At 66.7% G+C, this 13,491-nt stretch carries 10 protein-coding genes; 8 read left to right on the forward strand and 2 right to left on the reverse strand.

Features of this window, described 5'->3' with window-relative positions; genetic code table 11:
* Nucleotides 1–3 precede the first annotated feature (3 nt).
* Complete coding sequence (locus C5689_RS14350) at nucleotides 4–2,181, reverse strand: GumC family protein (protein WP_108917952.1); 2,178 nt, start codon at nucleotides 2,179–2,181, stop codon at nucleotides 4–6.
* A gap of 192 nt (nucleotides 2,182–2,373) precedes the next feature.
* Between C5689_RS14350 and C5689_RS14355 the strand changes: the two genes are divergently transcribed.
* From C5689_RS14355 to C5689_RS14380, 6 genes are all read left to right on the forward strand, one after another.
* Nucleotides 2,374–2,940: a polysaccharide biosynthesis/export family protein gene (locus C5689_RS14355; RefSeq protein ID WP_108917953.1), complete on the forward strand. Its 567-nt coding sequence runs from the start codon at nucleotides 2,374–2,376 to the stop codon at nucleotides 2,938–2,940.
* Between the two features lie 9 nt (nucleotides 2,941–2,949).
* On the forward strand, nucleotides 2,950–4,179 hold the full coding sequence (locus C5689_RS14360; protein WP_108917954.1) for a glycosyltransferase family 4 protein: 1,230 nt from the start codon (nucleotides 2,950–2,952) through the stop codon (nucleotides 4,177–4,179).
* A 16-nt stretch (nucleotides 4,180–4,195) separates the two neighbouring features.
* A complete protein-coding gene (locus tag C5689_RS14365) occupies nucleotides 4,196–5,713 on the forward strand; it encodes an undecaprenyl-phosphate glucose phosphotransferase (protein WP_108917955.1) in 1,518 nt (505 codons plus the stop codon).
* Between the two features lie 107 nt (nucleotides 5,714–5,820).
* Nucleotides 5,821–6,195, forward strand: a complete 375-nt coding sequence (locus C5689_RS14370; protein WP_108917956.1) for a DUF423 domain-containing protein — start codon at nucleotides 5,821–5,823, stop codon at nucleotides 6,193–6,195.
* Between the two features lie 108 nt (nucleotides 6,196–6,303).
* Entirely contained in the window at nucleotides 6,304–6,696 is a 393-nt protein-coding gene (locus tag C5689_RS14375) for a response regulator (protein WP_108917957.1), read from the forward strand.
* 153 nt (nucleotides 6,697–6,849) lie between these two features.
* Entirely contained in the window at nucleotides 6,850–7,692 is an 843-nt protein-coding gene (locus C5689_RS14380; RefSeq protein WP_158271813.1) for a DUF2865 domain-containing protein, read from the forward strand.
* A gap of 260 nt (nucleotides 7,693–7,952) precedes the next feature.
* Here the strand turns inward: C5689_RS14380 and C5689_RS14390 are convergent, their stop codons facing one another.
* Nucleotides 7,953–10,205 (reverse strand): ComEC/Rec2 family competence protein, encoded by a 2,253-nt coding sequence (locus C5689_RS14390; RefSeq protein ID WP_108917960.1) that lies wholly within the window; start codon nucleotides 10,203–10,205, stop codon nucleotides 7,953–7,955.
* A gap of 220 nt (nucleotides 10,206–10,425) precedes the next feature.
* Here C5689_RS14390 and gltX point away from each other — a divergent pair, with 220 nt between their 5' ends.
* Together gltX and gltA are read left to right on the forward strand one after the other, a co-directional pair.
* On the forward strand, nucleotides 10,426–11,853 hold the full coding sequence (gltX, locus tag C5689_RS14395; RefSeq protein ID WP_108917961.1) for a glutamate--tRNA ligase: 1,428 nt from the start codon (nucleotides 10,426–10,428) through the stop codon (nucleotides 11,851–11,853).
* Nucleotides 11,854–12,194: 341 nt separating this feature from the next.
* Nucleotides 12,195–13,481, forward strand: a complete 1,287-nt coding sequence (gene gltA, locus C5689_RS14400) for a citrate synthase (protein WP_108917962.1) — start codon at nucleotides 12,195–12,197, stop codon at nucleotides 13,479–13,481.
* Nucleotides 13,482–13,491 lie beyond the last annotated feature (10 nt).

The raw sequence follows: 13,491 nt of genomic DNA on the forward strand, positions 1-13,491 counted from the left end.
GGCTCAGGCGGCGGAAGCGTCGGCGGCGCTCTCCTCCTCGAGCAGGTAAGCGTCGGAGACGCCGGCCTGCGCCAGCTCGTCGATCACCGCCTCCGCAGCGAGCTCGGCGCCGCTCACCAGCACAATGTCGAATGAGGGCGCGAGAAACATCGCGCGCTCATAGTCGCGCGTCGCGAAAACGATGAAATCATAAGTCTGCGCCAGCGCCTCGAGCACGGGCTCGACGTCTTGATCATACTCCGCGGCGGAGCGGCCGCCCGGCATGACATGCAGGCGCGACTCCTGATCGCGATGAATCGCCTCGCCGAAGGTCGCGGCTCCGCTGGCGAGATCGGCGAGTCCGAGCGGCCGCGCGCGCTCGAGATCGGGAATGAGCCGATCATAAAGTCGCCCTTGCGCCTGCGCATCGGCCGCCACGATTATGGCGAGGCCGCGCCGCGCCAGAGCGCGCGACAATGTCACGGCGCTGTCGAAGCTGCATTCGGCGTCGGCGCAGCCGACCATCAAAACTTTCACCGAAAGCGTCGCCATGCGCGCTGCGTCGATCTTGCCGACGATGCCCGAACGAAATGTCCGCGGCGAGCGATTCTCGAGCTCCGGCGTGCGCCGCTCGGGAGCGAGGGCGAGGCTCGTCCGCGGCTCGTCCTCCTCTTCGGGCTCGTCGAAAACAGGCTCGCGCCGGCGCGCCGCGATGCGAATCTGCGACGGCGCCTCGAGCGCCTCCTCCTCGGGCGGAGCCGGAAGCGGCGCCGGCCCGAGGAGGCGCGCGCGTCCGCTGAGCAGCTCGATCGCGACGATCGAGCCGGCCGAGAGAACAAAGGCGGCGATCGTCGCGAAGGCGGTGATCGGAACCTTTTTCGGGAAGGAGGGAATCGGCGGCGCCACGGCGCGCTGAATGACGCGCGCGTCGGCGGGCGAGGCCTTCGGCCCTTCGCGCGCCAGCGCTTCTTGATATTTTGCCGAATCCGCCTCGAGCTGGTCTTTGAGCACGCGCGCGGCGCGCTCGAGCTCGCGCAATTGCACCTCATCCGCGCCCGCCGCGCCGGCGACACGCTTTTGCTCCTCCATCGCGCGGGCCAGATTTTCGACGCGCGCGGAAGCGATATGGGCCTCATTCTCCAGCGTGCGCGCGGTGCGCTCGGCGGCTCGGCGCCAATCGGCGTCGAGATCGGCGAGCTGCGCCTGCAGCTCCTTTATGCGCGGATGGCCGGGCAGCAGCGTGCGCGATTCGAGCGCGAGCTGAGCGCGCAGCGACACGCGCTGCTCGCCGATGCGGCGGATCATCTCATTATTGGCGACATCGGGAATCTCGCCGACGCGATTTTGCCGCAGCATGTCGCGCACGAGCCTGCCCTTGGCCTCGGCGTCCGCCTGGGCGGTGCGCGAAATGGAGAGCTGATTGGCGAGATCGCCGAGCTGCTGCGTGGCGATCGTCATATTGTTCGTGCCGGCGAAGAGGCCCGAACGCGAGCGGAAAGCCTCCACCTTGGCCTCGGCTCTGCTCAGTCGCTCGCGCAGATCGGCGACCAGCGGGCTCAGCGATTGCGCGGCGTCGCGCGCATTCTCGCGCTTCGCCTCGCGCTGAATGTCGATATAGAAGGAGGCGATTGCGTTGGCCGCCCGCGCCGCGAGATCGGGATCGCGGGACGAAAATTCGATCTGCAGCACGCGCGTCTTGGTCGGCGAGAGCACGAGCAATTTGTCGAAATATGCGTCCAACATGCGCTCTTCCGGCGCGAGCTTGGACGGATCCCGGCTCAGCCCCAGCATGACGCCGATCTTCGCGCCGAGCCCGAGGCCATTGGCGATCGGATCGAACTCCGTATTGCCCTGGAGATCGAGCGACTTCAGCACGCGGCGCGCGAGATCGCGCGAGGTGAGCATTTGAATCTGGCTCTGCACCGCCTCGGCGTCCGGCGCCGCGGTGGGATCGGCGCGCTCCTTGTCGGCGCGCGTCAGATAGCTCTCCTGATTCTCGAGCAGGACACGCGCTTCGGCCGTGTAGCGCGGCTTGACGACATTGACGAAGACCAGAGCGCCGAGAAAAGCCGCGAGCGTCACGCCGATCACGATGCGACGGCGCCGCGACAAGGCGCCGGCGATCTGCCCGAGATCGATCTCGCCATTCGAGATCTCGCCCCGGACGCTTCCCGCGTCGTCGTGAGAGTGGCCGAAACTCATCTGCGAACTCCTTGTAGCGCACAGACCATGTACAGAGATTATGGTTTCCGCGGGGTTAACCACGGCGACACGGCGCCCTCGTCGTGGCGATCCGCGTAACGGAGCGTCCAATCAGGCTTTGTTAACCATAGGCCGTTAAAAAATTTCCGCGGAACGTCGTTCTTAAGCTGTTCCTCGAGCCCGAGATTCTAAATGCCGAGATATGGCTTTCTCCTATTCTGGCTGATGATGTGCGCGACATTGTCGAGCTGCGCCCTGCCCGGCGCCTATGTTCCAGAGCTGCTGGCGTCCTCGACCGAGGAGCCCTACACGCTCGCGGCCGGCGACCGGCTTCGCGTCATCGTGTTCGGCCAGGACGCGATCTCCAACAGCTACACTGTCGACGGCTCCGGCCATATTGCGATGCCGCTCATCGGCATCGTGCCGGCGGCCGGCCTCACGACCCAGATGCTGCAACATGAAATCGCCGCACGTTTGCGCAACGGATTCATCCGCGACCCCCGCGTCTCGGTGGAAGTCGAGGCGTATCGGCCTTTCTTCGTGCTCGGAGAAGTGATGACCGCCGGACAATTTCCATTCGTCGAGGGTCTCACCGTGCAGAAGGCCATCGCCATAGCCGGCGGCTTCAGCCCGCGCGGCTATCAAGGCGAGGTGGATCTGACGCGCGACTTCGGCGGCGTCTCGGTCACCGGCCGCGTGCCCCTGCTGCAAGCGGTTCGGCCCGGAGACACGATCACGGTTCGCGAGCGGATATTTTAAAGACGGAAGATGCGAGACGAGCGGCAGAGCCTTTCGAGCGACGATAAAGCCCTAGGGCGACTGCGCATCGTGCATGTGATGCGCGCGCCGATCGGCGGGCTCTTTCGTCATGTCGTCGATCTCGCCGGCGCGCAGGCGGCCCGCGGCCATGCGGTGGGGATCATCGCCGATTCCTCCACTGGCGGCGAGCGCGCGGAGGCGACCTTGCGAAGGCTCGAGCCCGCGCTCGAGCTCGGCGTCACGCGGCTCTGCATTCGCCGTCTGCCGAGCTGGACCGATCCGATCGTCGCCTTTCGCATCGCCATGGCGCTGAAACGGCTCGCGCCCGATGTCGTGCATGGCCATGGCGCGAAAGGCGGGCTCTATGCGCGCCTGCCCGCTCTGCTGCCGTTTTTTCCGTCGCCGCCGCATCGACATATTCGCGTCTACACGCCGCATGGCGGCAGCCTCCATTTCGATCCGGACGCGCTCGTCAATCGGCTCTATCTCTCGGTCGAGCGCGCGCTCGAGCGGGTGACGAATTTCATCCCCTTCGAAAGCGCCTATGCGCAGAAGCGCTTCGCCGAGGCGATCGGCTTTTCCGGCTCCATGACGCGCGTCGTGCCCAATGGACTGCGTCCGGAGGAATTCGAGCCCATCGCGCCCAGCGACGATGCGGCGGATTTTCTCTATGTCGGCGAGTGGCGCCGCTTCAAAGGCGTCGACACGCTGATCGAAGCGCTGGCGCTCATACGCGACGAGACCGGCGCGGCGCCGCGGCTCGCCCTCGTCGGCTCCGGACCGGACGAAGCGGCGTTGCGCGCGCTCGCCGAAGCGCGCGGCATCAGCGAGCGGCTTTCCTTCGCGCCGCCCATACCGGCCCGCGAGGCGCTGCGAACGGGACGCATATTGGTGGTGCCGAGCCGCGCAGAATCGCTTCCCTATATCGTGCTCGAGGCGATCGCCGCGCGCACGCCGCTCATCGCCACCAATGTCGGCGGCATTCCCGAAATCTTCGGCGATCACGCGGATCGTCTCGTTGCGAGCGACGATCCGCGCGCGCTCGCCCGCGCAATGATCGCCGCCGGCCGCACGGATGCGGCGCAGCGACGTCTCGCCGCCGATCAACTCGCTGATCGAGTAGCAGAAAATTTCTCTTTGTGTGCGATGGATGAGGCGGTGCTGCGCGGCTATCGCGACGCGCTGGAGGCCGTAGGACATCGCCGCGCCGCGGAGGCCGTCCTACCGCAGCGAGCCTGATGAGTGGAGTAGCGTCATGTGTGCTTTCGCCCTACGCGACATAAAGGCGGCGCCGCCCGTCAATGACGACAGTCGCGCGGCCTCGAGGCTCGCGGAAATTTCCGCCGACGCCCGGCCGACTCCGGCCTATTCGCCGATCGTCCTCGCCGGCCTCGTCCGCAGTCTCGAATTTCTGCTGATCACCGCGGTCGGCTTCGCCGTGCATCGGCTGCATGTCGCGCCCGGCTATGGCTATGGCGTCGAATATTTCGTCGTCATTCCGGGCATGGCGTTGCTCTCGGTCCTCGCCTGGCAGGCGTTCGACCTCTATACGCCCGCCGCATTTCGCGCGCCGATCGGCCATGGCTCGAAGCTCGCCGCCGGCTGGACCCTGGTCTTTCTCGCCGCTCTGGCCGCGATCTTCTTTTTGAAGCTCGACAACGCCCTGTCGCGCGTCTGGCTGCTCGGCTGGTATGCGGGCGGGCTCGGCGTGCTGGCGGCGGAGCGCTTCGCCGTCTCGGCGATCGTGCGCACGCTGACGCAGCAGGGCAAGCTCGACCGCCGCACCGTCATCGTCGGCGGCGGCCCGATGGCCGAGCCGGTGCTGCGCGATCTCGCCGCCGCGCAGCAGGACAGCGATCTGCGCATTCTCGGAATCTTCGACGACCGCCGCGACGATCGCTCGCCGGACGTCGTCGCCGGCTATCCCAAGCTCGGCACGATCGACGATCTCGTCGAATTCGCGCGCCATACGCGGCTCGATCTCGTCATCTTCACGCTGCCGATCTCGGCGGAGGCGCGGCTGCTGCAAATGCTGCGCAAGCTCTGGGTGCTGCCGATCGACATTCGCCTCGCCGCCCACACCAACAAGCTGCGCTTTCGCCCGCGCTCCTATTCCTACATCGGCAATGTCCCGGTGCTGGACGTCTTCGACAAGCCGATCGCCGATTGGGACGTGCTGGCCAAATCCGCCTTCGACAAAGTCGTCGGCGCGCTCTGCCTCATTCTCTTCGCCCCGGTGATGGCGGCGGTGGCGCTCGCCATCAAGCTCGATTCGCGCGGCCCCGTGCTGTTCCGCCAGACGCGCTACGGCTTCAACAATGAGCGCATAGAAGTCTATAAATTCCGCTCAATGTATGCGGACAAGCTCGACCCGGCGGCGGCCAAGCTCGTCACCAAGGGCGATCCGCGCGTCACCCGCGTCGGCCGCTTCATCCGCAAGACCTCGCTCGACGAATTGCCGCAGCTCTTCAATGTCGTGTTCAAGGGCAATCTGTCGCTGGTCGGCCCCCGCCCGCACGCCATGCACGCGAGAGCCGCCGAGCATCTCTACGACGAGGTCGTCGACGGCTATTTCGCCCGCCATCGCGTCAAGCCCGGCCTCACCGGCTGGGCGCAGATCAATGGCTGGCGCGGCGAGACCGACACGCCGGAGAAAATTCAAAAGCGTGTCGAATGCGATCTCTATTACATAGAGAACTGGTCGATCCTGCTCGACATCTATATTCTCGCGCTCACGCCGATCGCGCTGCTGAAGACCGAGAACGCCTACTGACCCCAAAGCCTCGCCGCGGCGCGCGAAGGATCCACGGCCACGATCGCGCAGAACTTCAACATGAGCAGAATTTTCCTTATTCTGCTTTAGTTTACCAAGAGAAGCTGATGCAGCGCTCGAATCTTCTCATCGTCGCTTTCGCCGCGCTCGAAGGAGCGGCTGGCGTCGCTCTCTCCGCCGCGGCGGCGCATATTTCGAGCGCCGCCAACCTCGACACGGCGAGCCGCTTCCTGATGATCCACGCCGCAGCGGCGCTCGGTCTCGGCGCGCTGCTCGCGGCGAAGCCGCCGCTGGGGCGCTGGCTGACGGGCGTCGGCTTCGCCCTCCTCGCCGGCGTCGCGCTGTTTTCCGGCGATCTCGTCGCCCGTGCTTTCGCCGGCGATCGGCTGTTCCCCTATGCCGCGCCGATCGGCGGCTCGCTGACGATCGCGAGCTGGCTGGCTCTGGCGATCTGGGCGCTCGCCGCTCTGCGCACGAAATAGCGGCTGCGCCGCCGCAAGCGGCGGATGAGGCTATCCCGATCTGGACAGGCGCCGGAATCGCCCCCACCATCCGCGAGACTGAAAGCCTTGGCGTGGGGGCGAAGGGCGATGGAACATTGGCGCGCGGAGGCGGCGCTCGGTCGGCGCGTGCTCGTCGTCGAGGACGAGCCGCTGATCGCGCTGGCGCTCGAGGAGATGCTCGCCGAGCATGGCTTCTGCGTCGTGGCCTCGGCCCAGACCGTCGCCGTCGCACTACGACACGTCGCCGAGACGCAATTCGACGTCGCTCTGCTCGACCTTCGCATCGGGGCCGAGAGCGTCGAGCCGGTCGCCGATCGGCTCGACGTGATGGGCGCAGCTTTCGTCTTCGCGACCGGCTATGGCCGTTCGGCCCTGCCGCCGGCGCATTCGGCGCGCCCAATCGTCGAAAAGCCGTTCCGCACCGAGGCGCTGATCGCCGCCCTCGCCGCAGCTGCGCGCCGCGCCGCCCAAAAAGCCTAAAAGACCAAGACGCCGAGACGAGGCTTGTCTCTCGCGATCACGCTCCATGTAAGGGGGGAGTTGCGTCAAAACGGGTGCCGCGTCATGTCTTCGCGTAAAAGCGGCGATCGGGAAGCTCCCCGTCGTCGCCTCGCCGCCCTCGGCGGCCTGATCTTGAGTTTTTTCCTCATGGGGCTCGAGCCTCATCCCGCTTTCGCCCAGGATTTTTTCCAACAATTGTTCGGCGGCGGAGGCGGCGGCTATTCGGACTATGGCGGCGGCTCTTATCCGAGCTATCGTCGCCACGCCCACGCTAGGCGCCATGGCTATGCCCCGCAGGAGCGGCGCGTCTATGTCCCGCAAGCGCGACGGGGCGAGCCGCAGCTGCGCGCGCGTCGAGCCGCCCCCGGCGGCGAGCCGCAACGCGCGGTCTATGCCGAAGCGGCGGGCGGCGGGCGCTCTTACTGCGTGCGCGAATGCGACGGTTATTTCTTTCCCGTCGGCCTCTATTCCAGCTCCAGCGACACGGCCAGCCATCAGCGCGCCTGTGGGCGTCTGTGCCCAGGCGCGCGGACGACGCTCTATGTGATGCGCGGCGGCTCCGACAATATAGAGGAGGCCGTGGCGGCGCGCGGCGGCGCCAGCTATTCACGGCTGATGGCCTCTCTCCAGCGCAAGAGCGAAGGCAAGGGCGAAGGAGAGAAGGACAAGGAATGTTCCTGCCACGCCGGCCAGTCTAGTGAGAGCTCGATCGAGGCCATCTATCTCGATCCGACGCTGCGCCGCGGCGACGCCGTCATGACGGCGCATGGCGTCGAAATTTTCCACGGCGCCAGCCGCTATCCCTATTCGAAGAACGACTTCCGCCCCCTCGCCCGCTCGCCCGATCTCGACGAACCGGTCCGCCGCCGCCTCGCCGCGATGGAGCGCGCCAGCAAGCCCGGCCGGCCGAGCGTCGAACGTCGCGCCGCGCGGCCGCTCGACGAGCGCCGCAGCCAGTCGGGTGGCCGCAGATAGGGCGGCAGCTTCTCTCCTTTCAGCAAGATTTCATTTGGAGAGCTACGTGGCGGATGGCGTTCATGTGAACGCGAGCTATGCGCTCGAATTCATCCCGTTCATGCTCGGCGAACTCGGCAGAACCGTCGCGTCGAGCCGACGGGGCCGCTGATTTCGCGACAGCTTTTTCGAGCATGGCGCCTGGTCCAGAACGCGATAATCGACGGGATCGCGCCTCTGGCGGCGCGCGTCGCGTCGAAATGGTTCGATGATCCGCAGCCTCAATCCATTGGCGCGGCATCGTCTGACGCGAGATCGCCGGGCGCCGGCGGCGCGCTCGCCGGCCGTCGCCGCGGCGTCCGCGACCAGGGCCGATCCTCGCCGGGGCTGCGGGCGGTTCGCCATTGCGCCGCCTCGCCGGAGAAGCGCAATGTCACAGCGCCCGTCTCCGCCAGCTTGCGGCGATCGAGAAGGATCGGCGCGCCGCAGCCCTCGGGCGCGTAAAAGGGCGCGATGACGATCGCCGCTTTGCTGCAATCCTCGATCAGCGCCTTGCGATCCGTCACCAGCGCGACGGCGCGGCCGTCTATCGCTCTCGCCACGCAGCCGAACTCGTCGCAGGAGACGCCGCCGCGCGCGTCCGCTGGCGCTCTGACGTCGGCGTCGGCGCGCAGCCATTGCTCGCCGACGAAGGAGAGCTTCCCGCGGCCGAGCAGAGCGAGCTCCCCCGAGGGCAGCCGCAGAGCCGCGGCGTCGCCGCTCGGCGCGACGGCGAGATCGAAGCCCTCGCCATTCGCCGCGCCGAACAGGCCGAGCGCGGCGAAGGGAATGGCCATCGCCCGGAACAGCCACGTCCGCCACAGAACGAGCGATAGAACCGCGAGCGACAGGAAAACCATCGCGAAAGGCGCGAAGCTCTTGACCGGCAGGCTCGACCCCGGCGCGGCGGCGATGAGCCGCGCAATGGCCGTCACCAGATCGATGCCGAAGCCGACATAGCGCCAGACCGGGCCGTCGAGACCGAAAGGATAGAGAAAGGCGCCGACGAGCGCTCCCGGCACGGCGAAGAATTCGATGATGGCGAGCGTCAGCGGATTGCCGATCAGCACATAGGGGCTCAATTCGTGGAAATCGCCCGCCATGAAGGAAGCCGTCGCCGAAGTGGCGCAGAGCGTCGCGAAAATCGGCGCCGCCGGCCCATGCAGCAATAATTCGCCCGCGCTCTCCCGCCAGCGCACGAAACGGGAGGGTGCGCGGCCGAAGGGCGGCGTCTCGCGCCGGCGCTCGATCATCGCGCCACGCGCCTCATAGACGGCGACGAGCGCCGCCACCGCCGCGAAAGAGAGCTGGAAGCTCGCGCCGAGCAGCGCCTCCGGCTGGAAGGCGACGATGACGCCGACCGCGAGAGCGAGATTGCGCATCGACAATGAGGGGCGGTCGAAGAGGACCGCGACCAGCATGATCGTCGTCATGATGAGCGCGCGCTCCGTGCCGACGCGCGAGCCCGTGCCGATGTCGTAGAGAACAGCGCCGACGATGGCGAGCGCGGCCGCCCATTTCTTGATCGGATAATTCAGCGCCAGCGCGCGCGAGAGCGCCAGCAGCCGCCGAAAGCCGACGAAGAAAATGCCGGCGACCAGAGTCATCTGCACGCCGGAAATGGTGATGATGTGAAAAATGCCGGCGCGGCGGATCAGCTCTTTCGCCTCCTCGCTCAGAAAATCGCGCTTGCCCGTCACCATTGCGGCGGCGATGGCGCCGGTGTCGCCGCCGAGCGCGCGATAGACCCGCGCCGAAAGATCATTGCGCAGCCGATCGACGGCCGCGAAAAATCGCAGCGACAAAGGCGCCGGATCGGGCGGCGGCATGACGTCGATGCGGCCGAGCGCATTGCCGACGCCCCCGAGCCCCGCGAAATAGGCGTCGCGCGAGAAATCATAGCCGCCCGGCAGAGCGGCGTGAGCCGGCGGCAAGACGCGCGCTTTGAGGGCGATGAAATCGCCGGCCGAAAATTTCGTATCGCCGCGCGTCGTCAAGCGAACGCGCAGCGGGACGACGTCGCCCGGCAATCCCTCCGCGCTGGCGAGGCGCAGGATGAAACGCGCGCCATTGGGGCGCGGATCGAGCTCCTCGACGAAGCCGGTGAGAAAGCCGACGCCCGCGCGCGGAACAATGGGGGCGTCGACGCGCGCGGCGCGCCAGACGGAGGCGAAAAATCCGCCGGCGACACAGGCGAGGACGAGAAAGAGAGCGCCCGCGCGATGCGCGCGCGCGAGGAAGGCGAGCGCCGAGAGGATTGCGAGGGCGGCCGCCGAGACAGCGAAGGAGGGCTCGCGATCGGCCGCGAAATAGAGGAGCGCGCCGGCGCCGGCGGCGACCGGCAGCCAGAGAAACGGCCGCCGCAGCGAAATTTCTTCGTCCAGCGCCGCGCGGGCGGCGGCCGAAAGCGACGCGACGACGATCGCGAAGGCGGGGCGGAAGGCGCCTCTCGCCCGATCGGCCGCGCCGGCGACGGCTTTCGCGCTCCAACTCAAGAAAAGCCTCGGACTATCGCTGCTCGAATGAAGTCGAGCTCATGCTATATCCGAAACTGGCGCCGGCGCGAGCGCCGCGACGTCGAAAACGCGCCGCCGGATCGGTCACGAGGCGGCCCGCGCCGAGGCGAGCGCGCCCCGCCCCCCGCAGTTCCCCCCTGGCCCGCAGCGTGCTAGACGGGCCTCCACTCGAAATTCTCAGGAATCACCAGCCGCGCTCATGTCTCAAGTCGTCACGCGCTTCGCCCCCTCTCCCACCGGCTTCCTCCATATCGGCGGCGCGCGCACGGCGCTGTTCAATTGGCTCTACGCCAAGCGTCACGGCGGGCGCTTTCTGCTGCGCATAGAAGACACAGATCGCGAGCGCTCCACCCAGGGCGCCATAGACGCCATTCTCGATGGAATGCGCTGGCTCGGCCTCGATTGGGACGGGGACGTCACCTACCAATTCGCGCGCGCGCCGCGCCATCGCGAGATCGCCGAGGAGCTGCTCGCCAAAGGCAAGGCCTATCGCTGCTACGCCAGCGCGCAGGAACTGGAGGAGATGCGCGAGACCGCGCGCGCCGAGGGCCGCCCGCCGCGCTATGACGGGCGCTGGCGTGATCGCGACGCCAGCGAGGCGCCGGCGGGCGTCGCGCCGGTCATTCGGCTCAAGACTCCGCAAGAGGGCGAGACCGCGATCGAGGACGCCGTGCAAGGCCGCGTCGTCTTCCCGAACAAGGATATCGACGATTTCGTGCTGCTGCGCTCGGATGGCGCGCCGACCTATATGCTCGCCGTCGTCGTCGACGATCACGATATGGGCGTCACGCAGATCATCCGCGGCGACGATCACCTCACCAACGCCGCGCGGCAAAAGCACATTTACGACGCGCTGGGATGGGAGGCGCCGAGGCTCGCCCATATTCCGCTCATTCACGGGCCGGACGGGGCGAAGCTGTCGAAGCGCCATGGCGCGCTCGGCGTGGACGCCTATCGGGCGATGGGCTATCTGCCGGCGGCGCTGCGCAATTATCTCTTGCGTCTCGGCTGGAGCCAGGGCGACCGCGAATTCTTCTCGACGCAGGAGATGATCGAGGCTTTCGATCTCGAGAGCATTCATCGCTCGCCGGCGCGCTTCGATTTCGTGAAGCTCGAGAATATGAACGGCCATTATCTGCGCAGCAGCGAGGATGCGGAGCTGCTCGCGGAGCTGATCGCGACCCTGCCCTATCTCGAGGGCGGCGCGGCGCTCGCCGCCAGGCTGGACGAGACGCGCAAGGCGCAGCTCGCCGCGGCCATGCCCGGCCTCAAGGCGCGCGCCAAGACGCTCAACGAGCTGATCGACGGCGCGGCGTTTCTCTTCGCCGAGCGGCCGCTGACGCTCGACGCCAAGGCCGCCGTGCTGCTGTCGCCGGCGGCGCGGGCGCATCTTTCCGTGCTGACGGAAAAGCTCGCCACGCTCGAAGAATGGAGCGCCGCTGCGACCGAGAATATCGTGCGCGAGACGGCGGCTGCGCAGGGCGTGAAGCTCGGCGATCTCGCGCAGCCTTTGCGCGCCGCGCTCACCGGACGCACCACCTCGCCCGGCATTTTCGACGTGCTGGCGATCCTCGGCGAGGAGGAGAGCCTCGCCCGCCTGCGCGACCAGGCGGCGCAACGCGCTTGAACCGCCTGCGGGGGATGCTATAGTTTGTGCAACGCACAAGACGCCTCCGCACGACCCTATGCGCCGCGCCGCGGCGTCTCGCCCGCCACGCGCCCGGTCCTCGCGGCGCAGCGACCGACGCAATTCCGCCGGCTATAGCAGGAGGGTTTTGAATTTAAAGCGTTTGACATTCGTTCGACGGGACCCGGCGGTCGCGCGGGCGCAAAGCGCGCCGCAGATTCGAACGAAGCTCGCTCGTCGGTCCGATCCGCGGGGAAGCGCGGCCCGGGCATGGCGCAGAATATGCTGCGGTGTTTCGCCGACAGCCGCAATTTACACGGATAACGCGAGAAGGTGGGGCCATGACGAAAAAAGAAGCGTCCTTTCACACCGGCGAAAAAACCGTGAGCCTTCCGATCATGGAAGGAACGATCGGCCCCAGCGTCGCCGATATTCGCAAGCTCTACGGCGATACGGGCATGTTCACCTATGACCCGGGCTTCACCTCCACGGCGAGCTGCGAATCCAAGATCACCTATATCGACGGCGACGAGGGCGTGCTGCTCTATCGCGGCTATCCGATCGACCAGCTCGCCGAGCACGGCGATTTTCTCGAGACCTGCTATCTGCTGCTCTACGGCGAATTGCCGACGGCGACGCAAAAGGCCGATTTCGACTATCGCATCACGCGCCACACCATGGTGCATGAGCAGATGGCGCGCTTCTTCCAGGGCTTCCGCCGCGACGCGCATCCGATGGCGGTGATGGTCGCGTCGGTCGGCGCGCTCTCGGCCTTCTATCACGACTCGACGAATATCGCCGATCCGGTCGAGCGCATGGTCGCCTCGACGCGCATGATCGCCAAGATCCCGACACTGGCGGCCATGGCCTACAAATATTCGATCGGCCAGCCCTTCGTCTATCCGAAGAACGACCTCGACTACACGTCGAACTTCCTGCGCATGTGCTTCGCCGTTCCTTGCGAGGAATATAAGGTCAATCCGGTGATGTCGCGGGCGCTCGACCGCTTCTTCATGCTGCACGCCGATCACGAGCAGAACGCCTCCACCTCCACCGTGCGTCTCGCCGGCTCCTCGGGCGCCAATCCTTTCGCCTGCGTCGCGGCGGGCATCGCCTCGCTGTGGGGCCCGGCGCATGGCGGCGCCAATGAGGCGGTGCTGAAAATGCTCGCCGAGATCGGCACGCCGGACCGCATTCCGATCTATATCGCCAAGGCGAAGGACAAGAACGACCCGTTCCGCCTGATGGGCTTCGGCCATCGCGTCTACAAGAACTACGATCCGCGCGCGAAGATCATGCAGCGCACGACGCGCGAGGTGCTGGCCGAGCTCGGCGTGAAGGACGATCTCCTCGACGTCGCCATAGAGCTGGAGCGCATCGCTCTGCACGACGAATATTTCATCGAGAAGAAGCTCTATCCCAACATCGACTTTTATTCCGGCATCACGCTGAAGGCGATGGGCCTGCCGACGACCATGTTCACCGTGCTGTTCGCGGTGGCGCGCACGGTCGGCTGGATCGCGCAATGGAAGGAGATGATCGAAGATCCGGGCTCCAAGATCGGCCGTCCGCGCCAGCTCTACACGGGCGAGAAGCAGCGCGACTATCTGCCGATGTCCAAGCGCTGATCTTTGGCGC

It is taken from the genome of Methylosinus sporium, assembly GCF_003113265.1.
In the GTDB taxonomy this organism is placed as follows: Bacteria; Pseudomonadota; Alphaproteobacteria; order Rhizobiales; family Beijerinckiaceae; genus Methylosinus; species Methylosinus sporium.

Bases quoted from the DNA above. Each gene is read 5' to 3' on its own strand.
- C5689_RS14360 (WP_108917954.1), top strand. From the start codon at position 2,950: ATGCGAGACGAGCGGCAGAGCCTTTCGAGCGACGATAAAGCCCTAGGG.
- C5689_RS14370 (WP_108917956.1), top strand. From the start codon at position 5,821: ATGCAGCGCTCGAATCTTCTCATCGTCGCTTTCGCCGCGCTCGAAGGA.
- gltA (WP_108917962.1), top strand. From the start codon at position 12,195: ATGACGAAAAAAGAAGCGTCCTTTCACACCGGCGAAAAAACCGTGAGC.
- C5689_RS14350 (WP_108917952.1), bottom strand. From the start codon at position 2,181: ATGAGTTTCGGCCACTCTCACGACGACGCGGGAAGCGTCCGGGGCGAG.
- C5689_RS14355 (WP_108917953.1), top strand. From the start codon at position 2,374: ATGCCGAGATATGGCTTTCTCCTATTCTGGCTGATGATGTGCGCGACA.
- C5689_RS14375 (WP_108917957.1), top strand. From the start codon at position 6,304: ATGGAACATTGGCGCGCGGAGGCGGCGCTCGGTCGGCGCGTGCTCGTC.
- C5689_RS14365 (WP_108917955.1), top strand. From the start codon at position 4,196: ATGTGTGCTTTCGCCCTACGCGACATAAAGGCGGCGCCGCCCGTCAAT.
- gltX (WP_108917961.1), top strand. From the start codon at position 10,426: ATGTCTCAAGTCGTCACGCGCTTCGCCCCCTCTCCCACCGGCTTCCTC.